Source organism: Bradyrhizobium sp. P3_C3 (assembly GCF_056402655.1).
This window is the reverse complement of record NZ_JBFUGY010000028.1, coordinates 1-25,417: the sequence shown is the minus strand read 5'-3', so window position 1 is coordinate 25,417 and position 25,417 is coordinate 1. Positions and strand designations below refer to the sequence as shown.

The window sequence follows — 25,417 nt, the reverse complement described above, 5'->3', positions numbered from 1 at the left end:
CTTCATACTTCCACCGCCTTTATCGGCAAATCAGCCGTTTGAACGATGCGCCGATCGCGAAAGACCCTACAAGAGGGCATTGTCTGAGCCCTTGCGGATTGCCATGACCGTCTTTCAGCTGAAACAGCTCGCATCCACCTCCGTCCACGCCGCGGCCGACGCGATCGGCTGGAACTACGACCGTGCCGAATTGATCGCGGACGGCGTGATCCACGCGATCGGCGTGTTCTGCGGCATCGTCGCCGCCACGGTCCTGGTGGTGCTGACGGCGGTTTATGCCGACGCCACCAACATCGTCGGGGTCTCGATCTATGTCGCCGGCCTGCTCTCGATGCTGGTGCTGTCGGCGACCTATAATCTCTGGCCGGTCTCGCCGGCCAAATGGCTGCTGCGGCGGTTCGACCATTGCGCGATCTATCTGCTGATCGCGGCGACCTATACGCCGTTCATCCTCGAGGTGAGGGACAGTGTGTTCGCGCTGGTGCTGCTCGGCGGCGTCTGGTGCGTCGCGATCCTCGGTATCGTGCTGAAACTTCTCTATCCCGGCCGGTTCGACCGCGTCGCAGTCGGAATCTATCTCGCGATGGGCTGGAGCGGCGTGATGGTCTACGACGCCGTGGTCAAGGCGCTGCCTGCGCTGGTGCTGGGCTTCATCCTTGCGGGCGGCCTGCTCTACAGCTTTGGCGTGATCTTCCATGCCTGGCGGCGGCTGCGCTTCCAGAATGCGATCTGGCACGGCTTTGTCTTGGCCGGCGCGGCGTGCCATTATACCGCGGTGCTCGACCTCGTGTTGAGCTGAGCAAGATCCGCGAAGCGGAATAAGCGAAGCGGTATAAGATAGCGAAGCGCTATCCGAAAAGAGAAGCGCTACAAGGCAAAGAGGAGACGTCGCATGCAGGTGACCGGCAAGGTCGTGGTCGTCACGGGCGGCGCAAACGGCATCGGCAAGGCGCTGTGCGAGGCCTTCCACAAGGCGGGTGCCGCCAAGGTCGTCGTCGCTGACATGGACGCCGCCAATGCAAGAGCCGTCGCCGCCACGGTGGATGGCGCGGCCTTCAGATGCGACGTCGCGCAGGAAAAGGAGATCGCCCACGTCATCGAGGAGACCGAACGGCAGTTCGGCCCGATCGAACTGTTCTGCTCCAATGCCGGCATCGGCGGCGGCTTCGATCCGATGTCGGTCAATGCCGGCGGCGCCTCCGACGAGCCGTGGCAGCGGAGCTGGGCGATCCATGTCATGGCCCATGTCTATGCGGCGCGGTATCTCATTCCCCGCATGAAGGCGCGCGGCGGCGGCTATTTCCTCAACACGATCTCGGCGGCAGGTCTGCTGTCGCAGGTCGGAAGCCCGGCCTATTCCACCACCAAGCACGCCGCGGTCGGCTTTGCCGAAAATCTCGCGATCTCGCACAAGGCGGACAATATCAAGGTCTCGATCCTCTGCCCGCAGGGCGTCGACACCAACATGCTGCGCTCGATCCCGAAGGGGCCGCAATCCGGCGACGGTGATCTCACGCCGGAGCAGGTCGCGAAAGACGTGCTCGCCGGCCTCGCGCAGGAGACGTTCCTGATCCTGCCGCACCCCCAGGTTCTCGGCTACATGCGCAAGAAGACCGAGAATTACGACCGCTGGATCGGCGGCATGGCCAAGATCCAAGCGAAGATGCGGGAGGAGTTCGGGAAGTAGGGTAGGCTGGTGCCACCCGCACCGCTGTCATTCCCCGCGGAAGCGGGGAATCCAGTACGCCGCGGCCTGTCGAGGAATCACAGCGGTCTCTGGAATACTGGATCGCCCGCCTTAGCGGGCGATGACACTGAGAATGCGGCTACGCCGCCGACTCCCCCTCATCGTCCATCCGGCTCTGCCGCAGCGCCCGGGCATAGAGCATCAAGCCCTCGCGCACCGTGCGCTGCTCGGCCTCTGTCAGCGCGGCCAGCGCGCCGCGCACCTGCTGGCGTCCGAACGCGTGCAGCGCCTCCAGCGTGCGCCGGCCCTTCGCCGTCAGCGACAACAGCTTGCTGCGCGCGTCGGCTTCATCCGGCGTCTCCCGCAGCTCGCCGCAATCGACCAGCTTGCGCACCATGCGGCTGACGCTGGATTTCTCCAGCCGCAGGTAATCGCCGAGCTCGCCTGAATTCATCGGGCCGCGAATCCCGATCTCCAAAATGGTGTGCACCGCCGAGGGCGGATAGTCCGAGGCCGCCACCGTCGCATCCATGAAGCCGAGCTCCCGCACCATCAACCGCGAGGCGGCGCGGATGTCGTCGATCAACGCAAGCTCGGCCATCTTGACTCCCGGCATATAGTTGTATCATACAACTAAATGCACGCAACGTCGCGCGCAAGCGTTTTGGAGTGAGCCATGAGCGGAACTTTGCCGGCCGGGATGCGGATGAGAGGCAAGGTCTGCCTCGTCACGGGCGGCGGCAGCGGCATCGGCCGCGCCACGGCGCTGCGGATGGCCTCGGAAGGCGCCGAGGCGATCGTCGTTGCGGGGCGGCGCGAAGCCGAAATCAAAGACACCGCCGCAGCGTGCCGGGAGCTCGGCGCTGACGCGATCGCGATCCAAACCGACATCACGCGAGAGGACGACGTCGCGCGCCTGGTTCGCACGGCGGTCGAGCGCTGCGGTCGGCTCGATGTCGCTTTCAACAATGCCGGATTCCAGGAGCGCCGCGCGCCGCTGGAAGAGCAGGGCACGGAGATCTACGACACGGTGTTCGACACCAATGTCCGTGCGTTGTTTTTGTGCCTGCGCCATCAACTGCCGGCGATGCTGGCGCAGGGCCGCGGCAGCATCGTCGTCAACGCCTCCGTCAGCGGCGTGCGCAATCCCAATCCCGGCTTCTCGCTCTACTCGGCCTCGAAAGCGGCTGCGATCTCGCTGACACGCTCGGCCGCGATGGAGAACGCCCCGCGCGGCATCCGCATCAACGCCATCGCGCCCGGCCGCGTCGTCACCGACATGATGCTGCGCGCCGGCGTCGGCGATGTCGCGACCGTCAGTGCGGGCCTGCCGCTGCGGCGGATGGGGAGCCCGGAGGAAGTGGCGGAGGCCGTGGTGTGGCTGTCGTCCGACGCGTCATCCTATGTCGTCGGGCACGTGCTGGCGGCGGACGGGGGATTTTTGGCGTCGTAGTTGGCGCGATGTCGCGGCAAATTCGGTGTCGTCCCTGCCTTCGCAGGGACGACAAAGCTAATGCTTCTGCCCGTACAGCACCGGCACCGCCGAATCCACGACGACCTCGACGAGGCTCGTCCCGTCGAACGCCATTCCGCGCTTGAGCGCCTCGCCCAGCTCCGCGGCCTTGCTCACCCGCACCGCATGGCACCCCATGCCCTCGGCGAGCCTGACGAAATCGATCCCCGGCAGCTCCAATCCCGGCACGTTCCTCACCTGCATCACCTGGCTGAACGAGCGCATCGCGCCGTAGCCGGAATTGTTGATGACGACGATGGTCAGCGGCAGCTTTCGCTGCGCGGCGGTCCACAGCGCCTGGATCGAATACATCGCCGAGCCGTCGCCGATCAGGCACACGGTGCGGCTCTTCGGCTTGCCGAGCGCCATGCCGACCGCCGCGGGCAGGGAGTAACCGAGGCCGCCGCTCGCCATGGTGTAGAAGCTGTCCTGGCCGCGCATCGGCATGAACTTCTGCATCGCCGGCCGGTGCGAGGGCACTTCCTCGACAAGCGACGCGTCGTCCGGCATCGCCTGCGACAGCGAGTGCAGCAAAAATTCCACCGGCAGCGGATCGGCGGCTTGTGGCGCCGGCGGCAGCGTGCGGCCTTTCGGCGTCGCGCGTTTGCTCTCCGGCAGCAAGTCGAGCAGCAGGCTGAGCGCCGGCTTCATGGTCGCGATGATGCTGGTGCCGACCGGCGTCACCGCCGCCGCGTCCGGATCGTCGGTGATCTGAAAAATCGTCGCGCCGCCATCGAAGATCGCGGCATGGCCCTCGACATGGAAGGTGAACACCGGTGCGCCGACGACGACGACCACATCGTGCTCACGCAGCGCGTCGGACAGTTGTGCCGGCGAGGCGTGCAGGAAGCCCGCGAACTGGGGATGACGCTCGGGGAAGGAGCAGCGCGCGGAGAACGGGCTGACCCAGACGCTGGCCTTCGCCTTCTCGGCCACGCGCACCATCAGATCGACCGCGCCGGCGCGGTCGACGCCAGGGCCGACCACGAGGGCAGGGTGTTTTGCAGAGCCGAGCGCCGCGACGAGGGTCTTCATCGCGTCAGGCTCGGGCCCGATTTCGCGGCTGACCTTGCGTGCCTCGACCGGTGCGGTCGCATGCGCCCAGTCGTCGATCGGGATCGACACGAAGGTCGGTCCGCAGGGCGGCTGCATCGCGGTGTAATAGGCCCGCGCGATCGCGGCCGGCACGTCCTCGGGCCGGGCCGGCTCGACGCTGTACTTGACGTAAGGCCGCGGGAATTCGGAGGCGCGCTCGGCATAGAGGAACGCCTGCAAGGGAAGGATCGAGCGCGCCTGCTGGCCCGCGGTAATCACGAGCGGCGTCTGGTTGCGGTGCGCGGTGTAGATATTGCCGAGCGCGTTACCGACGCCGGCCGCCGAGTGCAGATTGACGAAGCCGGCATTGCGCGTCGCCTGCGCGTAACCATCGGCCATGCCGACGGCGGAGGCCTCCTGCAGCGCCAGCACGTAGTCGATGTCATCAGGCCAGTCGCTCAGGAACGGCAGCTCGGTCGAGCCGGGATTGCCGAACACCCTGTCGATGCCCAGCGAGCGCAGCAGATCGAGCGTCGCCTGCTTCACGGTGACGGACTTGCTGCCGCTCTTGCCGTTCTTGGCCATGGTTTCCGTCCCTGTTATTGATTGCCGCTACTAGCCTCGCCCGTCATTGCGAGCGAAGCGAAGCAATCCAGACTGCCTCTACGGTGACAGTCTGGATTGCTTCGTCGCTTCAGTGCAAAATTGCTCCGCAATTTTGTCACGAGCTCCTCGCAATGACGAGGAGAGAGCGTCACCACACCGCCGTGCCCTTCATCGTCGGCTGTCCCTCCGCATTCGCGGTCCACAGCTCCAGGCCCGCCTCGGTCGCGTTGGCGTTGATGGAGAACTCGGTGCCCTCGAACAGCGGCTGAAGTCCGCGATACGAAAACTTCTTCGGCGCCTTGCCATCGTGCAGCTTTGCCGCCATCTCGACGATGAGCGCCGCCTGCAACGGCCCGTGGAAGATCAGCCCCGGGTAACCCTCGACCTTGGTGACGTAGTCACGGTCGTAATGGATGCGGTGGCCGTTGAAGGTCAGCGCGGAATAACGAAACAGCAGCACGGGATCGGACACATGCGTCTCGCGGTGCTGTGCCTTGGGCGGCGGGGGCGGGGCCTTGGCGCCGGCGGGCGCGGTGGCCGTCATCTCGCGATAGACGATGTCCTGCCGCTCGCGGATGGCAACGCCCCTCGGCGAGGAGATGCTGTGCTCGACCGAGACGAAGCACAGCGTGCCCGTCGAACCGGTCTTCACCTGGACATCGGCGATGCGCGAGGTCCGCGTCGATTCATCGCCGACACGCAAGGGCTGCAGGAATTCGATCTCGCCGCCGGCCCACATTCGGCGCGGCAACGGCACCGGCGGCAGGAAACCGCCGCGGGTCGGATGGCCGTCGGGGCCGAGCATCGACATCGGAAACACCGGCTGCGCCAGGCACCAGTGTACCGTGAACGGCGCGGCGTCACCCTTTTTGGGCTCGCCGACCTCCTGGAACAGCGTCGCGCGCAGGCCCTTGACGAGCTGCGCGGTGACGATGTCGGTGGCCTCGGTGCTGCGGCCGATCCATTGCCTGAGATGATCGATGTCGAGCTTCTCGGTCATGACGCCTCGCTCTTGTTATGACTTCTTGGCCGGCCGCTCGCCGATGCCTGGCACGGCGCCATAGCTGCGGGTCTCGCCGACGATGATCGGCGCCGGCGCGGGATAGCTGACACGTCCCTGCGGCGTGTCGACCTCGATGCGGCGCAGATGCGGATGATTGGTGAGGTCGGCCATGGTGTTGACCTCGGCAAAGGCGATGTCGGCATCCGACAGCCGCTTCAACAGCTCGTCGCGCGTCATCTTGCCGAAGATATCTGCGACCGTTTTGTCGGTGAAGTCGCGATTGCGCACGCGCTCGACCATGTTGGCGACGCGCGGATCGGCCGGCAAATCGGGCTGGTCGAGCACCTTGATGCACAGCGTCTTCCACTCGCGCTCGCTCTGGATCGAGATCAGGATGTCCTTGCCGTCCTTCGAGGTGAACACGCCGTAGGGCGCGATCGAGGGATGGCGCAGGCCCATCCGCTTCGGCGGATTGCCGGCTTCGGAATTGAGCAGCGGCACGGTGCACCAGTCCGCCATCACGTCGAACATGGAGATGCGGATGTCACAGCCCTTGCCGGTGCGCCCGCGCGCGATCAGCGCTTCCAGGATCGCCGCATGCGCAGTCGCGCCGGTCGCGACATCGACGATGGACATGCCGACGCGCGAGGCGCCGTCAGGGTTGCCGGTGATCGAGGCGAGGCCGCTCTCGGCCTGGATCAGCAGGTCATAGGCCTTGCGGTGGGCGTAGGGGCCTTCGTCGCCATAGCCGGTGATCGTGCACGAGATCAGCTTCGGATAGTCCTTCAGCAGCCGTTCGCGTGAAAAGCCGAGCTTGTCCATCGAGCCCGGCTTGAGGTTCTGGATCAGCACGTCCGCGCTTGCGATCAGCTTCTCGAGCTCGGCGCAGCCTTCTTTCGTTGCGAGATCGACCACCGCCGATTGCTTGCCGCGGTTGAGCCACACAAAATAGCTACTCTGGCCCTTGGCCGCCGCGTCATAGCCGCGAGCGAAATCGCCCTCGGGCCGCTCGATCTTGATCACCTCCGCGCCGGCATCCGCCAGCCGCGACGAGCAGAACGGCGCTGCGACCGCCTGCTCGACCGCAATCACCCTGATCCCGTCCAATGCTCCCATGATGCGGCCTCAGTACGAGCGGGGCATGCCGAGCACGTGCTCGGCGACGTAGGACAGCACCAGGTTGGTCGAGATCGGCGCCACCTGGTAGAGCCGCGTCTCRCGGAACTTGCGCTCGACGTCGTACTCCTCGGCGAAGCCGAAGCCGCCATGGGTCTGGATGCAGGCGTTTGCCGCTTCCCACGACGCATCCGCGGCGAGCATCTTGGCCATGTTGGCCTCCGCGCCGCAGTCGAGCCCGGCTTCGTATTTGCGCGTGGCTTCCTTCACCATGAGTTCTGCCGCGCGCATCGAGGCGTAGGCCTTGGCGATCGGGAACTGAATGCCTTGATTCTGGCCGATCGGCCGGCCGAACACCGCGCGCTCCTTGGCGTAGTTCGTGGCCTTGGCAATGAACCATTTGGCGTCGCCGACGCATTCAGCCGCGATCAGGATGCGCTCAGCATTCATGCCGGAGAGGATGTAGCGGAACCCCTTGCCTTCCTCGCCGATCAGATTCTCCGCCGGCACCTTCATGTCGGTAAAGAACACTTCGGTGGTGGCGTGGTTCATCATGGTGCGGATCGGGCGGATCTCGAGGCCCTTGTTCTTGGCCTCGCGCATATCGACGATGAACACCGAGAGACCATCCGTGCGCTTCTTGCTCTGCTCCTTCGGCGTGGTGCGCGCCAGCAGCACCATCAGGTCGGAATGCTCGGCCCGGCTGGTCCAGATCTTCTGGCCGTTGACGATGTAGCTGTCGTTGCCTTCCTTGCGCGCAAAGGTCTTCAGCGAGGAGGTGTCGGTGCCGCTGGTCGGCTCGGTGACGCCGAACGCCTGAAGCCGCAATTCGCCGCTGGCGATCTTCGGCAGGTACTTTGCTTTCTGCTCGTCATTGCCGTGCCGCAGCACGGTGCCCATCGTGTACATCTGGGCATGGCAGCCGCCGCCGTTGCAGCCGGCACGCTGGATCTCTTCGAGGATCGCCGCCGCGGCGGAAAGCTTCAGGCCCGCGCCGCCATATTCCTCGGGGATCAGCACCGAGAGATAGCCGGCCTGCGTCAGCGCGTCGACGAACGCCTTGGGATAGGCCATCTCGCGGTCGAGCTTGCGCCAGTATTCGCCGGGAAACTGCGCGCAGAGCTTTGCGACGGCCTCGCGGATGTCGGCGTGATCTTCGGTGTGGTGTTCTTCACTCATGGCGTTTTCCATCGATAGCGGCAGTCAAGATAACGCCGGCCGATCCCCTGGCGTTGTGAAAACATCGCCAGCCCCCTATGCTCATTTGCTATAGCGTATGAAGTAGCCTTCGAGGATTGGCAAGCATGGATTTCCGGCAGCTCAGGACCTTCAGTTGCGTGGCGGAGCTCGGCAGCCTCTCCAAGGCCTCCGACACGTTGCGCGTGGCGCAGCCGGCGCTCTCTAGGCAGATCAAGCTGCTGGAACACGAGCTGCGCACCGAATTGTTCACCCGCAACGGACGCGGCATGGTGCTGACGGAAGCCGGCCGTCTCCTGCTGGCACGCACCTCCGGCATCGTGCGGCAGATCGACCAGATCCGCGACGATATCCAGTCGACCAAGGGGCCGCCGTCGGGTCAGGTCGTGCTCGGACTGGTTCCGACCGTGAGCTGCGTGCTGTCGGCGCGCTTCGCGCGGCGCTGCGTCGAAAAGTTTCCCGGCATTTCGCTGCGCATCGTCGAGAGCTACAGCGGCCATCTCGTCGAATGGCTGCATCGCGGCGAGATGGATCTGGCCATTCTCTACGGCCGCTCCGCCGATCTGCATCTCAACGTGGAGAGCCTCGGCCGCGACAATATCGTCGCAGTTGGTCCGCGCGGCTGCGGCCTCGCGCGCAAGAAGAGCGTCGATGTCGGCTGGCTGCTGCGGCAGCGGCTGGTGCTGCCCAGTCATTCCCACGGTCTCCGCGCGCTGATCGAGCACGCCGCCGCCCAGCGCAAGATCAAGCTCAACGTCCAGCTCGAGGCGGATTCGTTCCGCGTGCTGACGAGCCTCGTCGAGGAAGGCCTCGGCTTCGCGCTGCTGCCGCCCTCGTCGGTCCACGGCGAGGTCGCCGACGGGCGGCTGGAGACCGCGCCCGTATCCAAGCCGATGACGCGCGAGCTCATTTTCGCCTCTCCGATCGACCGTCCGGCCTCGACGGCGTCGCTCGCCATCACGACGCTATTGCGCGAGGAAGTCGCGGCCTGCCGCAAGGAAGGCCTGTGGGACATCAAGTTGAGTTAGATGCACGCGTGTCCTAGAACAGCCGCGCGCCAACTTGCCTTCGCATCTGGCGCGACCTGTCATGCCGGAATTTTATAGCTGGGCTGGACGATGCGTGAGCGTGCGCTCCCAGCCTCACCCTCAGTGTCATCGCCCGCGAAGGCGGGCGATCCAGTATTCCAGAGGCTGCAGTGCTCGAGCCGAGAGGCCGCGGCGTACTGGATGCCCCGCCTTCGCGGGGCATGACAATGGGGCCTACCCCGGTATCCGCACCGGCAACGACTCATACCCCTTGATGAAGCTCGAATAGATCCGCTTGGGCTCGCCGACCACCTCGATGCGGTCGAAGCGCTTCAGCATCTCCTCCCACACGATCCGCAGCTGCAATTCGGCGAGGCGCATGCCGACGCAGCGGTGGATGCCGAAGCCGAAGGAGAGGTGGGTGCGCGGCCGCGGGCGGTCGATGATGAAGTCGTTCGGCTTCTCGAACATCTCCTCGTCGCGGTTGCCCGAGACGTACCACATCACGACGCGGTCGCCCTTCTTGATATGCTTGCCGCCGATTTCGGTGTCCTGTAGCGCGGTACGCCGCATATGCGCCAGCGGCGTCTGCCAGCGGATCACCTCGGGCACCATGGAGTCGATCAGCTCCGGATTGGCGCGCAGCTTGTCGAACTGGTCCGGGTTCTCGCTCAGCGCCAGCACCGAGCCGCTCATGGTGTTGCGCGTGGTGTCGTTGCCGCCGACGATGAGCAGGATGATGTTGCCCATGAGATTGTCGGGGTCCATGAAGCGCGTCGCGTCGTTATGGGCCATCAGCGACAGCAAATCGTTGCGCGGCGCGGAGTTGACGCGCTCGTTCCAGAGCTTGGACATGTAGGCGTAGCATTCGTCCATCTCGCGGCGGCGCTCTTCGGCGGAGGCGACGATGCCGCTCTTGGGCAGCGCGGTCGCGACATCAGACCAGCGCGTCAGCTTGCGGCGTTCTTCCCAGGGGAAGTCGAACAGGGTCGCCAGCATCTGCGTCGTCAGCTCGATCGAGACGCGTTCGACGAAATTGAAGGTCTCGTTGCGGGGCAGATTGTCGAGCACGGTCTGCGAGCGCTGGCGGATCAGTTTTGCCAGCTCGTCCAGATGCGTCGGCGTGAACATCGGCGACACCGTCTTGCGCTGCGCCGAATGCTGCGGCTGGTCCATCGCGATGAAGCTCGGCCAGTCATAGCCCTGCGGCACGTCGCGGATCCCGATGCCGCCGAGCGTCGAGTCCGAGGAGAAGATGCCGTGACTGGTGTCGACATGCATGATGTCGTTGTACTTCACCACCGACCAGTACGGCTCGATCGGCGCATTGGTGCAGTAATGCACCGGCTCTTCCTTGCGCAACCGCTCGAACCACGGCCAGAGGGTGTCGTCCTGGAACAGCCTGGGTGCGCCGGGGTGGAATTGCGCCAGCGGCGTCGCATAGGCCTCCTCGCGGGCCCTGCGCATGCGTTCGGCGTTGTCGGTTTTGACCGGAGTCTGGATGTTCATGGTCGTAGCTCCAGTGTTTCTCTTTCTCCCCGCAAGCGGGGAGAGGGAGTGATCTCACGCCGTGATCTTCACCGGCAAGGTTTCAAGTCCCTTTACGAAACTCGAATAGACCCGTTTGGGTTCGCCGACCACGTCGATATGGTCGAAGCGCTTGAGGATCTCTTCCCAGATAATCTTGAGCTGAAGTTCGGCAAGCCGCAAGCCGACGCAACGGTGAATGCCGAAGCCGAAGGACAGATGCGTGCGCGGGCGGGCGCGGTCGATGATGAAATCGTAGGGCTTTTCGATCGCTTCCTCGTCGCGGTTGCCCGAGACGTACCACATCACGACCTTGTCACCTTGCTTGATCTGCTTGCCGCGGAACTCGAAGTCGGCAAGTGCGGTGCGCCGCATATGCGCCAGTGGCGTCTGCCAGCGGATCACCTCCGGCACGAAACTGTCGAGCAGGCCGGGGTTCTCGCGCAGCTTGCGATACTGCTCCGGATGCTGGCTCAGCGCGTAGATCGATCCCGACATCGTGTTGCGGGTGGTGTCGTTGCCGCCGACGATCAAAAGGATGAGATTGCCGAGGAAGTTTTTTGCATCCATGTCGCGCGTCGCGGCGCCGTGCGCCATCATCGAGAGCAGGTCGCTCTTCGGCGGCTGCTCGATGCGCTCCTTCCACAGCCGCGCGAAATAGCCCGCGCATTCCGTCAGCTCGGCCTGGCGTTCGTCTTCGGTCGCGACGAGGCCGTCGGGGCCGGGAATGGTGGTGGCGATATCGGACCAGCGCGTCAGCTTGCGGCGGTCTTCCCAGGGGAAGTCGAATAGCACCGCCAGCATCTGCGTGGTGAGCTCGATCGAGACCTTGTCGACCCAGTCGAACACCTGGCCCACGGGCAGATTGTCGAGGCACTCGGCGGAGCGCTCGCGGATGCTGAGCGCGAGATTGTCCAGATGCGTCGGGGTGAACATCGGCGCCACGGTCTTGCGCTGCGCCGCGTGGCGCGGCGGATCCATCGAGATGAAACTCTCGCGGCGCAGGTCCGGGTCGATGTCGCGGATGGTGATGCCGCCGAGCGCGGAGGCCGAGGAGAACACCGAATGGTTGGTCTCGATCTCCATGATGTCGTTGTAGCGCGTCACCGACCAGTACGGCCCGAACATCGAGTCCTTGCAATAGTGCACGGGATCTTCACGGCGCAGCCGATCGAAATAGGGCCAGAACGTATCGGTCCTGAACAACTCGGGATCGCCCGGATCGAACTGCTCCAGCGGCAGTGACGTGGCGCGCGCGCGTAGCTCGTCGAGCTTCGCCGCGCTCTCGATGGTCCCATGCATGACCGCTCTCCCTGACATGAACCGCGCGTTCTCGTTGAATTCTGCGCTGCGGTATTTGATTTGCAATTACAGCCGGTTGTCTGCGTCGGAGCAAGGGAGACTTTTGCCACATCCAACCTTTGCGAGAGGTGGCTAGACGCGTAGCCCGGATGGAGCGGAGCGAAATCCGGGATTCGGGCCGCCATTGGCGCTGTCCCGGATTACGCTCCGCTCCATCCGGGCTACGGATCAGCAACCGTCACGCAGATGTGTCAACGTGATCTCCCGCACCCCCGCGCCTGCGGAATCATGCGAGAAATCGAGGTAAATCGAACCCAGCCATCTTGGGGATCGACCAAATCTCTGATCTATAGTTTGACCGTATCAGGTCCGCACCCCGAGGTTGCCGCCGTGAACGACATGCAATGGGCCCCCATCGGCTCCGAACCCTTACCCCCGCCGCTACCGCCCACGCGGGTCGACTTCACCGGCAACCGCTCCGAGTTCCGCAAATTGGTCACCAAGGGTGCCATGCTTGAGCTCGTCACCTTCGGCTTCTATCGGTTCTGGCTGGTCACCGACATCCGCCGTCATTTGTGGACGAACACCGCGGTCGACGGCGATGCGGCCGAATACACCGGGCGAGCCAAGGAGCTGCTGGTCGGCTTCCTGTTCGCGCTCGCGATCCTGGTGCCGATCTACCTCGCTTATTTTCTCATTGGCATCGAGTTCGAGCGCTGGCAGGGCTTTGCCTCGACGCCGCTGTTCATCAGCTTCTATGCCTTCGGCCAGTTCGCGATTTTTCGCGCGCGGCGCTATCGCCTGACGCGCACGGTCTGGCGCGGCGTCCGGTTCTGGATGGACGGTTCGGGCTGGGCCTATTCGTTCCGCGMCATGGCGTGGGGCCTGCTGGTGTTCCTCACCCTCGGCCTGGCGCTGCCCTGGCGCGAGGCGTCGCTCGAACGCTACAAGATGCGGCACACCCATTACGGCGATCTCTCCGGCGATTTCGAAGGCGACGGCTGGACCTTCTTCAAGCGCGGCTGGTGGCTGTGGCTCTTGAGCCCGATCGCAATCGTGATCTTCCCGCTCGCCCCGTTCTTCTATGCCGAGTTCAAGGCGCGGGAATGGCGCTGGTGGCTCGACGGCATCCGCATCGGCGGTGTCAGCCTGTCCTCGGAGTTGCCGCACAACGCGTTCTACGGCCTGTACTGGAAAGTGATCGGCTGGTGGATGCTGCTTTCGGCCGTTTTCGCCGCCTATATGGGCGGTGGCGCCTTACTCGTCGTCCAGCTGAGTGGCGTTCCGGCTGATCAGGTCTTCGGCCCCGGAAATGCCGGCAAGAGCATCCCGATGCTGGTCATGATGGTCATCGGCTATTTCGCCGTGGCGCTGGCGATCAACATCGTCATGCGGGTCTATCTGCAGCGCGATCTCTGGGCCAAGGTGCTGGAAACCGTCGAGGTGCACAACATCGGGGCCGCGGCGGATGTACGCGGTAGCGGTGAGCTTGCCAGCGCGCTCGGCGAAGGCTTTGCCGACGGGCTCGATGTCGCGGGATTCTGATCTGTGAGTGAGTTGTCCACCGAGGTTCCGGCGCAGTCCGCCAAGCCGACGATCTTCTTCGACGGCGTGTCGAGCCGCAGGCGGGAGGTGTCGCTGGCGCTCGGGGATGCGCTCGATATCGTCGAGGAGGGCGGAGCGCCGGTTCGCTGGACCTATGCCGACATTCGCCGCGCCGACAGTCCGGCCGGGATATTGCGCCTGGCCTCGACATCCGCGCCGCCGCTGGCGCGGCTTGAAATTCGCGACGCCGCGCTCGCCGCCGACGTGACCGCCCGCTGCATGCGTCTCGACGAGCACCAGACGTCGCGCCGTGGTGTCGCAAAAATCGTCGGCTGGTCGGTGGCCGCCGCCGTCTCCATCGTTTGCGTCGTGCTGTTCGGTGTGCCGCTCGCTGCCGACCGGCTCGCGCCGCTGGTGCCCAAGCCGATCGAACGGCGCATCGGCGACGCCTCCGAAGTCCAGGTGAAAACCATCTTCGGCCGCAAAGCGTGCGAAGACCCCGCGGGCAAGGCCGCGTTCACAAAACTGGTCAATCGTCTGCGCGATGCCGCCGGCCTCGACGGCGATTCTATGACGGCCGGCGTGCTGCCGACCTCGGTGCCGAATGCATTCGCGCTGCCCGGCGGCAAGGTGTACGTACTGAGGGGCCTGGTCGACAAGGCCGAAAACCCCGACGAGCTCGCCGGCATCCTTGCCCACGAGCTCGGCCATCTCAAGCATTACGACAACATGCGCGGGCTGATCTACAACGGCGGCACATCGTTCCTGATCGGCCTGTTGTTCGGCGACGTCACCGGCTCGAGCGCCGTGATCTTCGCCTCGCGCAGCGTGGTCGAAGCCTCCTATTCGCGCGAGGCCGAAACCGCTGCCGATACGTTTGCGATCGAGATCATGCACAAGCTCGGCCGCTCGCCGAAGCCCGCGGCCGAATTGATGTTCCGCATCACCGGCAAGGAAGGCGGCTCCGGCCTCACCACGATCCTGGCGAGCCACCCGCTCACCGAAGACCGCCTCGCGCGCATGACGAAGGAAGATCGTCCCGCCAGCGGCCCGCCGCTGCTGACGGACAAGGAATGGCAGTCGCTCAAGCTGATTTGCGGCAGCGGGAAGATCTAGAGCGTTTTCGAGCGAAGTGGCGACCGGTTCGCGTGAAGAAAACGCGTCAAAAAAAGAGCTTTCGCCTACCGCGTCCCGTAAGCGCGGTCGCCGGCATCGCCGAGGCCCGGCAGGATAAAGCCGTTCTCGTCGAGACCTTCGTCCACTGCAGCCGTCCAGATCGGAACGTCGGGATGCAGTCCGCGCAGCCGTTCGAGCCCCTCAGGGGCCGCGATCAGGCAGGCGAGGCGGATATCCCTGGCGCCGCGCTCCTTCAGCCGGTCGATCGCGGCGACGGCCGTGTTGGCGGTGGCGACCACCGGGGTCACCACGATCGCCAGGCGCTCGCTGAGGTCGGACGGCGATTTGAAGAAATACTCGACCGCGGCAAAACTGTGCGGCTCGCGGTAGAGGCCGATATGGGCGACGCGCGCGGTCGGCACCAGATCCATCATGCCGTCGACGAAGGTGGTGCCGGCCCGCAGCATCGGCACGAACACCAGCTTCTTGCCGGCGATCTTGGCCGAATGCATCGTCGCCAGCGGCGTCTCGATGACGGTATCGGCGAGCGGCAGATCCCGCGTGATCTCGTAGCACAGCAGCATGCCGATCTCCTTGATCAGCTCGCGGAAGGACTTGGTCGAGATAGACTTGTCCCGCACCAGCGTCAGCTTGTGCTGCACCAGTGGATGATCGACGATCGTGACGCCTTCCATGATGGGATGCTCCTGAAATTCATCGATACGCAATGGACTACGCTGCGGACGAATGGATTAAAAAACCGTGCCGTCGCTGATCACCTTGAGCGGCGGTGCGCCGTCGGGCCGGCGCGCGAAGGCGATGGCGCGGCCGGCAGCCCAGCTGCCACCTTCGAGAATGCTCGCGAGGGGCAAGGTCTCGGGCGTGCGGCCGAGCTTGGCGCGGATGCTGCTCGCAAGCCGGTCGAGCAGCGCGACGGTGAGCGCGCGCCACTCCACGACGAGCAGGGAATCCACCGCATGCGCACGCTCGGCATCGGCGGGATCGCGCAGGCGCAGCACCTCGTGATCGACGAACAGGCCGCCATTGCGGTATTCGGCAAGTCCGGTCAGGCCGTCGATGTCGGTGACGTCGAAGCCGGCGCGCTGCAGCGGTTCGATCAGCGAATAGCTCAGCCATTGCGACAGCTTGTGCAGGGGGACGAGGCCCGCCGTTGCGTCGTCCGCCTCGATGGCAGGATGACGCCAGCAATCACCGAGCGGAATCCCGGCGAGCTCGAGCCGTGACGGCCAGATCGGTCCAAGCTGGTTCAGCACTGCGGACAGGATGGCGGGCGCGGCGACCGCGCCGCCCACAGCCTGCGCCGCGATGTGATCGAACAGGCCCCCTGGCCGTGGCGTATCGTGCAGGCCGAAAACGTCCGCGCGCTCGGCAACCAGCTTGCCCAGACGCCGCAGCAGATCAGTGCGTCCGTCGAGACCGAGCAGCGGATTGGCATCGCTCACCTGAAAGGCGGAGGTGAGGGAGGCGAGCGGTAGTTTCGCTAGCACGTCTGCATCGGCCCTGAACGGCGCGCGCGCATCGCCGGAGAATAGGCCGCCTGCAAACATGTCGAGGCTTGCGATGGCAAGCCCCTCCGATCGGCCGATACTTTCGCCGGTCCCGGCGTCGCGATAGCGCCACGTGGCTCCCGCACCTGCGTCGAGCAGCACGCTGACAATGGCGAGGTCGAACTCGGCGCGCGCACGTGCCGCGCGATCCGGCCACGATGCGACGTTGGCAAGCCTCGCCCAGCGATCGACGCCGCCGAGCACGAAATGCCGCCAGCGGGCATGGAAGGGAATCTCCAGCGTCGGATAGGCCTTGCGCGTGACCGCGATCACGGCCTCCGCGACGCCGTCCATGCGGTCAAGGTCGATCGTGAAGTGCCGGAGCCCGCCGGCGAGGCCGATCTCGAGCATTTTTGCGGCACGCGCGCGAACCGCTCCTGCGCTGAGCAGGGAGCGGGCTTGTTGTTCCAAAGCCTCCGCCATCGCGCGATCAGTACTTTTCCAGCGAGCGCCCGACCACGCCGTCCACGTCCTTCTCCGGCGCGATGTCGGTGGTGTAGTAGCCGGCGGCCTTCTTCGCGGCGATCTCGACATGGGCGTCGGCCGGGATCAGCTCCAGCGGGATCGGCACGCGCTCGACGATGTCGATGCCTTGCGAGGTCAGCGCGTCGTATTTCATGTCGCTCATCGACAGGAAACGGTCGATGCGCTTCAGGCCGAGCCAGTGGATCGTATCCGGCATCAATTGCTGGAAGCGCGCGTCCTGGACGCCGGCGACGCATTCGGTGCGCTCGAAATAGGCGGCGGCCGCATCGCCGTCCTCCTGGCGCTTGCGGGCATTGTAGACCAGGAATTTGGTGACCTCGCCGAGCGCGCGGCCTTCCTTGCGGTTGTAGATGACGAGCCCGAGCCCGCCTTCCTGCGCGCCGCGCGCGGATTCCTCGATGCCGTGAATGAGATAGGGCCGGCAGGTGCAGATGTCGGAGCCGAACACGTCGGAGCCGTTGCACTCGTCATGCACGCGGCAAGTGATCTTGGTGCGGTGGTCCGGCAGTTTTGTTACATCGCCGAACATGTAGACGGTGGTGCCGCCGATCGGCGGCAGAAACACCTTCATGTCCGGTCGGGTGACCAACTCGGGGAACATGCCGGCGGTCTGCTCGAACAGCGTGCGCCGCAGCTCGGTCTCGCCGGTGCCGAAGCGCGTCGCAAGGCCCGGCAGGTACCAGACCGGATCGATCGCGATCTTCACCACCGACACGCTGCCATTGGCATGCACGACCTCGCCGTCGGCGCGCAGCCGTTTTGCGGCCAGCGCTTCACGGATCTCAGGCAAGTCGAGCCGCGCCCGCGTCACCGCGATACTCGGGCGGATGTCGACGCCTTCGGCGATGTCCTTGCCGAAATTCTCCGCGACGAGATGCCCCCAGGGATCGAGCGCGACGATCTTGTCGGCATCGCGCCATTGCTCGAACGGCCCGATGGTCGCGGCCGGAAAGGTGTTGGTGAGGTCGGGCCGGCGGATCGGATCGAGCGCGCCTGCGGACACCGCGAGCGCCCGGTACATCGCGTAGGAGCCGCCATGGCTGCCGATCACGTTGCGATCCCCAGCGCGCGATACCGTGCCGATGATCGGCCCCCGGGCGCGCGCGTCGGCTGCGCCCCAGTGAATCGGAAACGCGGCCTTTTTGCCCGGCTCCGGATGGGAGGTAAGGCGGATGTGATCGGTACGGTTCGCGCGGCTCATGTCCAGGCTCCCAAAAAGCCGACGGCCCGCCGCTCGGACGGGCCTGGCTCACCTGCGTTGCCGGTGCCGAACACCGGCGATGCAAGCTCAATCCAACATATTGTAGCGGCTGGCGACGACAGACAAGTTAATGGTTCCGCGCCGGGCAGGCGACCCTGGCCAAATTCCCGTCACCGACGGGCAGGTCCGGCTCGCCTGGATGCCGCTCCTTCGCCCCGGCCGAACCTTGCTATTCGATCCGCGCGATAGGTCTAAGGATTTGAAGTAGTTATATTTTTCATGTTTTCAAGAGGGCGGCGCGGCGGTTGCGCCACCGCGGTGCCTTGGGCTGGACCGGACCCACATAATCGGACAAATAGGTCGCCTCTCGCCTGGAGACTGCCATGCCCACCGCCAGCTACATCGACCCCCGCAACGGACAGCTCTATCCGCTGGACCAGCCGCGCTGGTGCTCGGATGAGCGCACGCCGCTGCTGGTGACGCCGGGACCAAGCATATCGCGCGCGGACATTGACGGCGCCACGCGCTCGCTCTGGCGCTACCGGGCGGCGCTGCCGGTCGAGATCAAAAAGCCGATCACGCTCGGCGAAGGCTGCACACCGCTGGTCCAGCAGGACTGGGGCGATCTGCGTCCGTTCTTCAAGCTCGAATGGTTCAACCCGACCGGCAGCTTCAAGGACAGGGGCTCTGCGGTGATGCTGTCGTTCCTGCGGCAGATCGGCGTCGACGCGATCCTGGAGGACTCCTCCGGCAATGGCGGCTCGTCGATGGCGGGGTTAGGTGCCGCCGGCGGGATGCGCGTGAAGATCCTGGCGCCAGCGTCGACGTCGCCGGCCAAGATCGCGCAGGTGCGCGCCTATGGCGCCGCGGTGCAACTCGTCGAGGGCCCGCGCGAGGAGTCGGAGGCCGAGGCCATCCGGCAGTCGAGCCAGACTTTCTATGCCAGCCACAACTGGCAGCCGTTCTTCCTCGAAGGCACCAAGTCGCTCGCCTATGAAATCTGGGAAGACCTCGGTTTTCGCGCGCCCGACAACATCATCGTACCCGTTGGCGCCGGCAGCAGCCTGCTCGGTTGCGCCTTCGGTTTCCGCGAGCTGCTGAAAGCCGGGCAGATCGCGAAGCTGCCGCGCTTGTTCGCGGCGCAGCCGCTAAACTGCTCGCCGATCGATGCCAGCTTCAAGGCGGGTGTCGACACGCCCGTCGCCCGCGAGGTGAACAAGACCGTCGCCGAAGGCACCGCCATCAAGAATCCGCTGCGCCTGCGCGAGATCATCGGGAGCTTGCGCGAGAGCGGCGGCGGCACCGTTGCGCTGACCGAGGACGAGATCGTCGCCGCGTTGCGGCGTCTTGCGCGGCAGGGATTGTTTGCCGAACCGACCAGCGCCAGCGCGGCCGCTGCGCTTGAGAAACTCTCCGGCGCCGGATCGATCAAGGCGAACGAGACCACGGTCGCGGTCCTCACCGGCACCGGCCTGAAAGCCGCGACCACCGTCGCCGATCTCGTGCAGTAGAGGCGGAGGAGGCGCGCGCTTACCCGCCCCTGGAGGAGGAGGGTCGATCGCGCGCAGCGCGAGCGAGGTGGGGTGATCTCTCCACACGGGCAGCGCTTCGGTGGAGAGACTTTCACCCCACCCCGTCTCGCATCGCTGACGCGCTGCGAGCCGACCCTCCCCCTCCAGGGGAGGGTAACGGCACCTCACTCCTTCAGATCATTCACCCGCTTCACCCAGGCGCGCACATCGGCGAGCACCTGGGGCAGCACCGCCCTGACCTCCTGCACGGTCATGCCGGGTTTGATGCGGGGATCGTAGAGCAGGTTGAGGATGTACTGGTCGTAGACGTCGAAATAGCCCATCGACACATTGTCGTTGAACATGGTCCACGGCACGCTCGCGGTGTCGTTGATAGGGCCGAGCGATTGCAGCAGTTCCTCATAGGCGCAATCGAGGAAGGTGAAATCGCCGTTGTCGACGGTGAGGATCACGTCGGAATGCTCGATCTCGAAATTGTCGTTCTTGCGGAAGCCGGACAGGCATTGCGGATCGAGCGAGGTGCGGATCTCGCGCGCCTTCTCCGCGCCGTAGAAGCTGGAAATCGTCCGAAACAGGTCGCGGTCGCGAACCAGCTTCACCCGCACGTTCGCGGCTTCGCTGGTGTCGATCATGGCGATGTCGAGATGCTGCACGCGCCTGCCGATGTCGGCCACGACCTTGGCGAGCTGCGTCTTGCGGTCGGCGCGCTCGCTCTCGGCGTAGACGCGCACCGGCCCGTCGAATTTCCGGATGCGGTCGACGCGGCCGGCGAGGTGGTATTCGGCGCCGAACGCCGTCTTCAGAAAGCCTTCGACGATCTCGCCGTCGGTGAAGCTCTTCTTCTCGGCGCGCTGGCGCGAGGCGATCGCGGGCAAWTCGCCCGCGACGGCGATGGTAGCGGTGTCAGGGGCGAACGCGAAAGTGGCGAGCGCCAGCAGGGCGATGCGAAAGCCTGACGAAGGCGGGGCCAATGCGCTCATTGCGTCCCGACGCTGCCGTATTCGGCAGCGACGCACAAGACCGCATATTCACGCGCCCTGCGGGTTCCCGCAGTTCGCCGACGGCTAGTTGTTGAGCACGACCACCTTGGTGCCGACCGAGACGCGGCTGTAGAGATCGCTGACGTCCTCGTTGGTCATGCGGAAGCAGCCCGAGGACACGGCCTGGCCGATCGTCTCCGGCTCGTTGGAGCCGTGGATGCGGTAGAGCGTCGAGCCCAGATACATCGCGCGCGCGCCGAGCGGATTCTCGATGCCGCCCTTCATGTGGCGCGGCAGGTCGGGCCGGCGGGCCAGCATCTGCGACGGCGGCGTCCAGTCCGGCCATTCCTTCTTGGCGGTGATCCTGTGCACTCCGCCCCAGCGGAAGCCGTCGCGGCCGACGCCGATGCCGTAGCGCAGCGCCTGGCCGTTCTGGAGCACCAGATACAGGCGGCGCTCGCTCGTGTTCACCACGATCGTGCCGGGGGCGTAATTGCCGTTGTACATGATGGTGGTGCGGGGGATCGGGCTAGAGCCGCCGCGGAAGAAGCTCGGGCCGAAGCCCATGATCTCGCGCGAGTCGAACCCCTCGGCGAATGCGCCGCCGGCGGTGGCCGACAGCAGTGCGATGGCGGCAATCGGCGCGGCAAAAAATCGGATCATTGTTTCCCCCAGCAAAAAAATCGGATTCAACTGAAGTCACAGGCCATATTTGCGGGCATTTCGCAAGCCACGGGCCCGTGAGGGAGATCATCCTTAACGTTTGGCGTTACCAAACCGGCAACCACGCTAATTTGCCTGAAAGCATTAGCCAAACAAGCGCATCGTCGCGCGGGGCAGGCCAGCGACGCCGGCTATTGCTTTGACGGAGGCGGCGAACAATGATTGATCGAGGGGACATTTGAATATTGCCGGTTGCAGGGAGCTTTGGGATGAACGGTGCGGAAAGCCTGGTGCGGACGATGGTCAAGGGTGGGGTGGATGTCTGCTTCACCAACCCAGGCACCTCCGAGATGCATTTTGTCGCGGCGCTCGATCGCGTACCGGGCATGCGCTGCGTGCTCGGCCTGTTCGAAGGCGTGGTGACGGGGGCCGCCGACGGCTATTTCCGCATGAAGGGCACGCCGGCTTCGACGCTGCTCCATCTCGGCCCCGGCCTGGCCAATGGCCTGGCCAATCTGCACAACGCCAAGAAGGCGAATTCCGGCATCGTCAACATCGTCGGCCAGCATGCGGTCTACCACATCGACTACAACGCGCCGCTGACCTCCGACATCGAGGGCCTGGCCCGGCCGATGTCGTCCTGGGTCCGCACCTCGCCGGACTCCAAATCGGTTGCAGCTGACGGCGCCGCGGCGATCGCCGCCGCCAAGAGCGCACCGCCACAGATCGCGACCCTGATCCTGCCCGCCGACACCGCCTGGAACGAGGCCGATGGCATCGCCGAGGTACCGGCCGAGCAGCAGCGCGTGGGCTATTCGCCACAGGCGGTCGAGCGGGCCGCGAAGATCCTGCACGGCGACGGCGAGGGTACGCTGCTGCTGATGACCGGCAGCGCGCTGAGCGAACAGGGCTTGGCGCTGGCCGAGCGTATCGCCGGCAAGACCGGCTGCACGGTGATGGGCCCGACCTTCCGTCCCAAGATGGCGCGCGGCCGCGGCCGCTATTCGATCGACCGCATTCATTACGTGATCGAGAACGCGCTGCCGATGCTGGCGAAGTTCCGGCACATCGTGCTGGTCGAGTCCGATGATCCGGTGGCGTTCTTCGCCTATCCGAACAAGCCGAGCATGCTCAAGCCCGAGGGCTGCGAGGTGCATCGCATGACCTCCTGGGGCGAGAATTCGGTCGCGGCGCTCGAAGCACTGGCCGGCGCGGTGAAGGCGAGCGCGAAGGACGTCAAGCCGCAGGCCCTGGCTGAGCTGGTGAAGCCGACCGGCGCGCTGACCTTCGCCTCGATTGCGCAGGCGATCGCATGCGCCATCCCCGAGAACGCGATCATGGTCGACGAATCCCTGACCACCGGCCGCGGCTTCTTCCCGCCGACGGCGGCGGCCGCTCCGCACGACTGGCTCCAGAACATGGGCGGCTCGATCGGTTTCTCCACGCCGCTTTCGATCGGCGCCGCGATCGCATGTCCGGACCGCAAGGTGATCACCATGGTCGGCGACGGCAGCGCGATGTACACGATCCAGTCGCTGTGGACGCAGGCCCGCGAGAACCTCAACATCGTCACCATCGTGTTCGCCAACCGCATCTACCAGATCCTGCGCGGCGAGTTCGACAATGTCGGTGCCGGCGAGCCCGGCCAGCGTGCCAACGACATGCTGCGGCTCGACCGTCCGACACTGGACTTCGTCGCGCTGGCGAAGGGCATGGGCGTGCCCGGCCGCGCCGTCACCAATGCCGAAGAGTTCAACAAGGCTCTGGCCGAAGCCGTCGCCGAGCCCGGGCCGCGGCTGATCGAAGTCCAGATGTAGGGCGCAGCATCAGGGAGCGCCGAGGGCTGGGGGGCAAGATGCAGACCGAGCTGAACAAGGTGATCGCGGCGCTCCGGGACTTCTACGCCCACGAAGGATTCTTGTTCGAGAAGGACGTCGGCGAGCGGGCGGTGACGCACCGCTTCGCCGTCTATCTGGAGCGGCAATTCTCCGGCTGGTCAGTCGATTGCAACTACGACCGCCTCGGCGAGCGCACGCTGCATCTGCCGCACGGCACCATCGTCTCCACCGACGATCATCTGGGAAAGTCGATCTACCCCGATGTTGTCGTGCATCAGCGCGAGATCCCGAACAATCTGCTCGCCGTCGAGATCCGCAAGGCGAGCAATCACACCTCGCTCGACCACGACCAGCACAAGCTGATGGCGCTGACCGACGCGCATGTCTGGTTCGCGTACTGGATCGGCTTGCTGCTGGTGCTGGACAGGCAGCATGTGACGATTTCGGAAGTCTATGTCAGCGGCCTGGTCGATCAGCCGCTGTCGCTATGGTTTGCGGCGCGGCTGGAGGAGAGCGGTCTAGGGACTGCGCATTAGAGCGGTCACGAGCACCGCTCTCTCCGTTCCCTCCCCCCTTGCAGGGAGGGAACGCACCTTTTTCTAAGCGTCAGTCCAGCCTCATCGTATCAAGCTCAGTGCAGCGGATCGCCCTGGCCGAGCGCGTAGGCGACGAGGTCCTTCAGCGCGAAGCTGGAGCCGGTCACCGGCGTCCATTGCGGGTCGAGCGACAGCACGGAGGAATGGTCGCCGAACATCATGCCGAGGAAGACCTCGGCGACGATGCGACCGCCGACGGGGCCGAGCTGCGGCGTGTTGATTCCGGTTGCCGGCGCGCCGGTGGCCGGGATCGTCACGGCGGTCTGGAATTGCCGCGCCTCGGCCAGGATGTAGGTCCAGAGCGGGCAATTGCTGGCAAACACCCCGTTCGCGATGGTCGCGATCCCAGTTTGCGGATCGCCCGCGCCGGGTTCGTCGACGGCCTTGCCGACGATGATCTGATCATCCGTCAGCGGCGTCAGGTTCATCGCCTTGGCGACGGCCTGGCCTGAGGGCAGGCCGAGCCGCCAGCTGCGCTCGAGATTGCGCAGCGCCAGCGACGACGGATTGGATGCGACCTCCGGCGGCAGCTTGCGCAGCGGATCGACCAGCGAGGCGTCGATGCGATAGGCGAACTGCAGCCGCTTCTTGTTGTCGGGGTTGGTGTCGTCGTCCTCGACGCCGTAGGGACGCGTGTCCAGATCGATGAAGCGGCCCCAATCCATGGCGCGTCCCGGGCCCATGGCGCGGAAGCCGGTCAGCGCGTTCTTGTCGGGATTGTGGGGGTCGGGGAAGATCTGCAACAGCATGTTGTCCGCATCGTTCAGCCGATAGCCGGGGCGGATCATGGAATGGCCGAGACGGTAGGCCGCAACCGAGAACTCGACCGGCATGAACGGATAAGTCTTCCAGTGGTAGTGGGCGAGCTTGCTGCGGTCGTACTGGCCCGCGGTCTTCAGCTCGTCCAGCACGCTGGCGTGGACGATGCGCGGCAGGAAGTCGTTCAGCACGACGTATTGATAATGGAATCGGACACGCTGCTGCACCTCTTCGAACGACAGGCTGTCGTTGTCGTCGACCATGCGGTTGTGAAAGCGCAGCATCAAGGCCTGGAACTGCGAGACGATGCTGTTCTCGTCGTTGCGGGGGTCGCCGATCAGGGCGCGGCCCTTGAAGCGCGGCAGGTCGCTGGCATCGGGTACGCCCGCGCCGGTCAGCTTCTCGCCGAGCCGGAACTTGATGCCTTCATACATGTAGGGCTGATCGTTCGGACCACGGCCGTAGAGATTGTCCAGATCGAGCGACGGCGTGCGGAAGTCGACGAGCCCGTCGGGATCCTGCTGCTTGGTCAGCGAGCTGACCGGATCAAAGGTGATGTCGTGGTCGATGAACTGGCCGAAATAGGTGTAGAGCGCGGGAATGCCGCTCTCCTCCGCGTCCGGCCCGTCCTTCGGACCATCGAAGTCGGCGACCATCTTGTCGGCCAGCGCCGAAAGGTTCGCGACATTGTCGGCGTCGTTCGGACCGAATTTCGCCGGCGTGAGCTTGCGGAACATGCGTCCGAAGCGGCCCTGGGAAAGCGGCGAACGCGTTGCGTTCAGACCGCGCGGAACAATGCTGTGGCGGCTGCTCATTGAAAACACCTCCCTGAAAAGTCACGACGTGCAACGAATAAAGCTAAAGTTGTTCGCAACAGAATATGCATGCGACGCTAGATCAGGCGATTGGGTGCCACAAGCGATCTGCTTCACACACTGCGCGACATCGATGTTGTTCCGAAAGGGAGCGTTACGAGCAAGCTGCGGCCGCGCTTTGCAAATTTTTCCCGGAGCGATGACGGATAACATTCTCGTCATCGGCATGCGCGAGCGGCTTCGCGCAAGTGACTTGGCCGGACTGTCGGCGAAGTGGATCGTCTTCACGCAATAAGTGTCGCGG

23 protein-coding genes are annotated in these 25,417 nt (G+C 65.0%); 9 read left to right on the top strand and 14 right to left on the bottom strand.

Annotation, left to right across the window (positions count from 1 at the left end; translation table 11 throughout):
- The first annotated feature begins 103 nt into the window (after positions 1-103).
- Together trhA and AC1DW2_RS27620 are read left to right on the top strand one after the other, a co-directional pair.
- Positions 104-799 (top strand): PAQR family membrane homeostasis protein TrhA, encoded by a 696-nt coding sequence (trhA, locus tag AC1DW2_RS27625; RefSeq protein WP_028151267.1) that lies wholly within the window; start codon positions 104-106, stop codon positions 797-799.
- A gap of 93 nt (positions 800-892) precedes the next feature.
- Positions 893-1,687, top strand: a complete 795-nt coding sequence (locus AC1DW2_RS27620) for an SDR family oxidoreductase (RefSeq protein ID WP_063985431.1) — start codon at positions 893-895, stop codon at positions 1,685-1,687.
- 139 nt (positions 1,688-1,826) lie between these two features.
- On the opposite strand, the gene AC1DW2_RS27615 is transcribed toward AC1DW2_RS27620, so the two are convergent.
- On the bottom strand, positions 1,827-2,288 hold the full coding sequence (locus tag AC1DW2_RS27615) for a MarR family winged helix-turn-helix transcriptional regulator (RefSeq protein ID WP_477007590.1): 462 nt from the start codon (positions 2,286-2,288) through the stop codon (positions 1,827-1,829).
- Positions 2,289-2,363: 75 nt separating this feature from the next.
- Here AC1DW2_RS27615 and AC1DW2_RS27610 point away from each other — a divergent pair, with 75 nt between their 5' ends.
- The gene (locus AC1DW2_RS27610; RefSeq protein ID WP_477007589.1) at positions 2,364-3,140 is read left to right on the top strand and encodes an SDR family NAD(P)-dependent oxidoreductase; all 777 of its coding nucleotides are present in this window, start codon (positions 2,364-2,366) and stop codon (positions 3,138-3,140) included.
- A gap of 57 nt (positions 3,141-3,197) precedes the next feature.
- On the opposite strand, the gene mdlC is transcribed toward AC1DW2_RS27610, so the two are convergent.
- From mdlC to AC1DW2_RS27590, 4 genes are all read right to left on the bottom strand, one after another.
- Positions 3,198-4,820: a benzoylformate decarboxylase gene (mdlC, locus tag AC1DW2_RS27605; protein ID WP_477007588.1), complete on the bottom strand. Its 1,623-nt coding sequence runs from the start codon at positions 4,818-4,820 to the stop codon at positions 3,198-3,200.
- Between the two features lie 169 nt (positions 4,821-4,989).
- Positions 4,990-5,841: an HTD2 family dehydratase gene (locus AC1DW2_RS27600; RefSeq protein ID WP_477007587.1), complete on the bottom strand. Its 852-nt coding sequence runs from the start codon at positions 5,839-5,841 to the stop codon at positions 4,990-4,992.
- Between the two features lie 15 nt (positions 5,842-5,856).
- The gene (locus AC1DW2_RS27595; RefSeq protein WP_477007586.1) at positions 5,857-6,960 is read right to left on the bottom strand and encodes a CaiB/BaiF CoA transferase family protein; all 1,104 of its coding nucleotides are present in this window, start codon (positions 6,958-6,960) and stop codon (positions 5,857-5,859) included.
- Positions 6,961-6,969: 9 nt separating this feature from the next.
- Positions 6,970-8,139, bottom strand: a complete 1,170-nt coding sequence (locus AC1DW2_RS27590) for an acyl-CoA dehydrogenase family protein (RefSeq protein WP_071909679.1) — start codon at positions 8,137-8,139, stop codon at positions 6,970-6,972.
- 125 nt (positions 8,140-8,264) lie between these two features.
- Between AC1DW2_RS27590 and AC1DW2_RS27585 the strand changes: the two genes are divergently transcribed.
- The gene (locus tag AC1DW2_RS27585) at positions 8,265-9,185 is read left to right on the top strand and encodes a LysR substrate-binding domain-containing protein (RefSeq protein WP_063985424.1); all 921 of its coding nucleotides are present in this window, start codon (positions 8,265-8,267) and stop codon (positions 9,183-9,185) included.
- 234 nt (positions 9,186-9,419) lie between these two features.
- Here AC1DW2_RS27585 and AC1DW2_RS27580 read toward each other — a convergent pair whose 3' ends face one another.
- Both AC1DW2_RS27580 and AC1DW2_RS27575 read right to left on the bottom strand, forming a co-directional pair.
- Positions 9,420-10,694: a cytochrome P450 gene (locus AC1DW2_RS27580; RefSeq protein ID WP_477007585.1), complete on the bottom strand. Its 1,275-nt coding sequence runs from the start codon at positions 10,692-10,694 to the stop codon at positions 9,420-9,422.
- Between the two features lie 54 nt (positions 10,695-10,748).
- The gene (locus AC1DW2_RS27575; protein WP_063985422.1) at positions 10,749-12,014 is read right to left on the bottom strand and encodes a cytochrome P450; all 1,266 of its coding nucleotides are present in this window, start codon (positions 12,012-12,014) and stop codon (positions 10,749-10,751) included.
- Positions 12,015-12,413: 399 nt separating this feature from the next.
- On the opposite strand from AC1DW2_RS27575, the gene AC1DW2_RS27570 reads away from it, so the two are divergent.
- Together AC1DW2_RS27570 and AC1DW2_RS27565 are read left to right on the top strand one after the other, a co-directional pair.
- Positions 12,414-13,559 carry a YjgN family protein gene (locus AC1DW2_RS27570; RefSeq protein ID WP_477007651.1) on the top strand — a complete coding sequence of 382 codons (1,146 nt, stop codon included), beginning with the start codon at positions 12,414-12,416 and terminating at the stop codon, positions 13,557-13,559.
- 3 nt (positions 13,560-13,562) lie between these two features.
- Positions 13,563-14,675: a M48 family metallopeptidase gene (locus AC1DW2_RS27565; protein ID WP_477007584.1), complete on the top strand. Its 1,113-nt coding sequence runs from the start codon at positions 13,563-13,565 to the stop codon at positions 14,673-14,675.
- 65 nt (positions 14,676-14,740) lie between these two features.
- On the opposite strand, the gene upp is transcribed toward AC1DW2_RS27565, so the two are convergent.
- The 3 genes from upp to AC1DW2_RS27550 are packed head-to-tail and all read right to left on the bottom strand — an operon-like array spanning position 14,741 to position 17,930.
- Entirely contained in the window at positions 14,741-15,370 is a 630-nt protein-coding gene (gene upp, locus AC1DW2_RS27560; protein WP_014492299.1) for a uracil phosphoribosyltransferase, read from the bottom strand.
- 57 nt (positions 15,371-15,427) lie between these two features.
- Positions 15,428-16,666: a URC4/urg3 family protein gene (locus AC1DW2_RS27555; RefSeq protein WP_477007583.1), complete on the bottom strand. Its 1,239-nt coding sequence runs from the start codon at positions 16,664-16,666 to the stop codon at positions 15,428-15,430.
- 7 nt (positions 16,667-16,673) lie between these two features.
- Positions 16,674-17,930 carry a GTP cyclohydrolase II gene (locus tag AC1DW2_RS27550; protein WP_477007582.1) on the bottom strand — a complete coding sequence of 419 codons (1,257 nt, stop codon included), beginning with the start codon at positions 17,928-17,930 and terminating at the stop codon, positions 16,674-16,676.
- A gap of 383 nt (positions 17,931-18,313) precedes the next feature.
- Here AC1DW2_RS27550 and AC1DW2_RS27545 point away from each other — a divergent pair, with 383 nt between their 5' ends.
- Positions 18,314-19,441, top strand: a complete 1,128-nt coding sequence (locus AC1DW2_RS27545; protein WP_477007581.1) for a threonine synthase — start codon at positions 18,314-18,316, stop codon at positions 19,439-19,441.
- 185 nt (positions 19,442-19,626) lie between these two features.
- Here the strand turns inward: AC1DW2_RS27545 and AC1DW2_RS27540 are convergent, their stop codons facing one another.
- Together AC1DW2_RS27540 and AC1DW2_RS27535 are read right to left on the bottom strand one after the other, a co-directional pair.
- On the bottom strand, positions 19,627-20,442 hold the full coding sequence (locus AC1DW2_RS27540; RefSeq protein WP_477007580.1) for a DUF2927 domain-containing protein: 816 nt from the start codon (positions 20,440-20,442) through the stop codon (positions 19,627-19,629).
- A gap of 84 nt (positions 20,443-20,526) precedes the next feature.
- Positions 20,527-21,105 (bottom strand): L,D-transpeptidase, encoded by a 579-nt coding sequence (locus AC1DW2_RS27535; RefSeq protein WP_063985416.1) that lies wholly within the window; start codon positions 21,103-21,105, stop codon positions 20,527-20,529.
- A 269-nt stretch (positions 21,106-21,374) separates the two neighbouring features.
- Here AC1DW2_RS27535 and AC1DW2_RS27530 point away from each other — a divergent pair, with 269 nt between their 5' ends.
- Together AC1DW2_RS27530 and AC1DW2_RS27525 are read left to right on the top strand one after the other, a co-directional pair.
- The gene (locus AC1DW2_RS27530; RefSeq protein ID WP_477007579.1) at positions 21,375-22,922 is read left to right on the top strand and encodes an acetolactate synthase large subunit; all 1,548 of its coding nucleotides are present in this window, start codon (positions 21,375-21,377) and stop codon (positions 22,920-22,922) included.
- Between the two features lie 38 nt (positions 22,923-22,960).
- Complete coding sequence (locus AC1DW2_RS27525) at positions 22,961-23,479, top strand: hypothetical protein (RefSeq protein ID WP_477007578.1); 519 nt, start codon at positions 22,961-22,963, stop codon at positions 23,477-23,479.
- A gap of 95 nt (positions 23,480-23,574) precedes the next feature.
- On the opposite strand, the gene AC1DW2_RS27520 is transcribed toward AC1DW2_RS27525, so the two are convergent.
- Both AC1DW2_RS27520 and AC1DW2_RS27515 read right to left on the bottom strand, forming a co-directional pair.
- Positions 23,575-25,113: a peroxidase family protein gene (locus AC1DW2_RS27520; protein ID WP_477007577.1), complete on the bottom strand. Its 1,539-nt coding sequence runs from the start codon at positions 25,111-25,113 to the stop codon at positions 23,575-23,577.
- 21 nt (positions 25,114-25,134) lie between these two features.
- The coding region (locus AC1DW2_RS27515) for a hypothetical protein (protein ID WP_477007576.1) at positions 25,135-25,417 on the bottom strand (283 nt) is incomplete at its 5' end.

Excerpts from the sequence above, each read along its gene's own strand:
- trhA (WP_028151267.1), top strand. The coding sequence starts at position 104 with ATGACCGTCTTTCAGCTGAAACAGCTCGCATCCACCTCCGTCCACGCC.
- AC1DW2_RS27620 (WP_063985431.1), top strand. The coding sequence starts at position 893 with ATGCAGGTGACCGGCAAGGTCGTGGTCGTCACGGGCGGCGCAAACGGC.
- AC1DW2_RS27615 (WP_477007590.1), bottom strand. The coding sequence starts at position 2,288 with ATGGCCGAGCTTGCGTTGATCGACGACATCCGCGCCGCCTCGCGGTTG.
- AC1DW2_RS27610 (WP_477007589.1), top strand. The coding sequence starts at position 2,364 with ATGAGCGGAACTTTGCCGGCCGGGATGCGGATGAGAGGCAAGGTCTGC.
- mdlC (WP_477007588.1), bottom strand. The coding sequence starts at position 4,820 with ATGGCCAAGAACGGCAAGAGCGGCAGCAAGTCCGTCACCGTGAAGCAG.
- AC1DW2_RS27600 (WP_477007587.1), bottom strand. The coding sequence starts at position 5,841 with ATGACCGAGAAGCTCGACATCGATCATCTCAGGCAATGGATCGGCCGC.
- AC1DW2_RS27595 (WP_477007586.1), bottom strand. The coding sequence starts at position 6,960 with ATGGGAGCATTGGACGGGATCAGGGTGATTGCGGTCGAGCAGGCGGTC.
- AC1DW2_RS27585 (WP_063985424.1), top strand. The coding sequence starts at position 8,265 with ATGGATTTCCGGCAGCTCAGGACCTTCAGTTGCGTGGCGGAGCTCGGC.
- AC1DW2_RS27580 (WP_477007585.1), bottom strand. The coding sequence starts at position 10,694 with ATGAACATCCAGACTCCGGTCAAAACCGACAACGCCGAACGCATGCGC.
- AC1DW2_RS27575 (WP_063985422.1), bottom strand. The coding sequence starts at position 12,014 with ATGCATGGGACCATCGAGAGCGCGGCGAAGCTCGACGAGCTACGCGCG.
- upp (WP_014492299.1), bottom strand. The coding sequence starts at position 15,370 with ATGGAAGGCGTCACGATCGTCGATCATCCACTGGTGCAGCACAAGCTG.
- AC1DW2_RS27555 (WP_477007583.1), bottom strand. The coding sequence starts at position 16,666 with ATGGCGGAGGCTTTGGAACAACAAGCCCGCTCCCTGCTCAGCGCAGGA.
- AC1DW2_RS27550 (WP_477007582.1), bottom strand. The coding sequence starts at position 17,930 with ATGAGCCGCGCGAACCGTACCGATCACATCCGCCTTACCTCCCATCCG.
- AC1DW2_RS27545 (WP_477007581.1), top strand. The coding sequence starts at position 18,314 with ATGCCCACCGCCAGCTACATCGACCCCCGCAACGGACAGCTCTATCCG.
- AC1DW2_RS27535 (WP_063985416.1), bottom strand. The coding sequence starts at position 21,105 with ATGATCCGATTTTTTGCCGCGCCGATTGCCGCCATCGCACTGCTGTCG.
- AC1DW2_RS27530 (WP_477007579.1), top strand. The coding sequence starts at position 21,375 with ATGAACGGTGCGGAAAGCCTGGTGCGGACGATGGTCAAGGGTGGGGTG.
- AC1DW2_RS27525 (WP_477007578.1), top strand. The coding sequence starts at position 22,961 with ATGCAGACCGAGCTGAACAAGGTGATCGCGGCGCTCCGGGACTTCTAC.
- AC1DW2_RS27520 (WP_477007577.1), bottom strand. The coding sequence starts at position 25,113 with ATGAGCAGCCGCCACAGCATTGTTCCGCGCGGTCTGAACGCAACGCGT.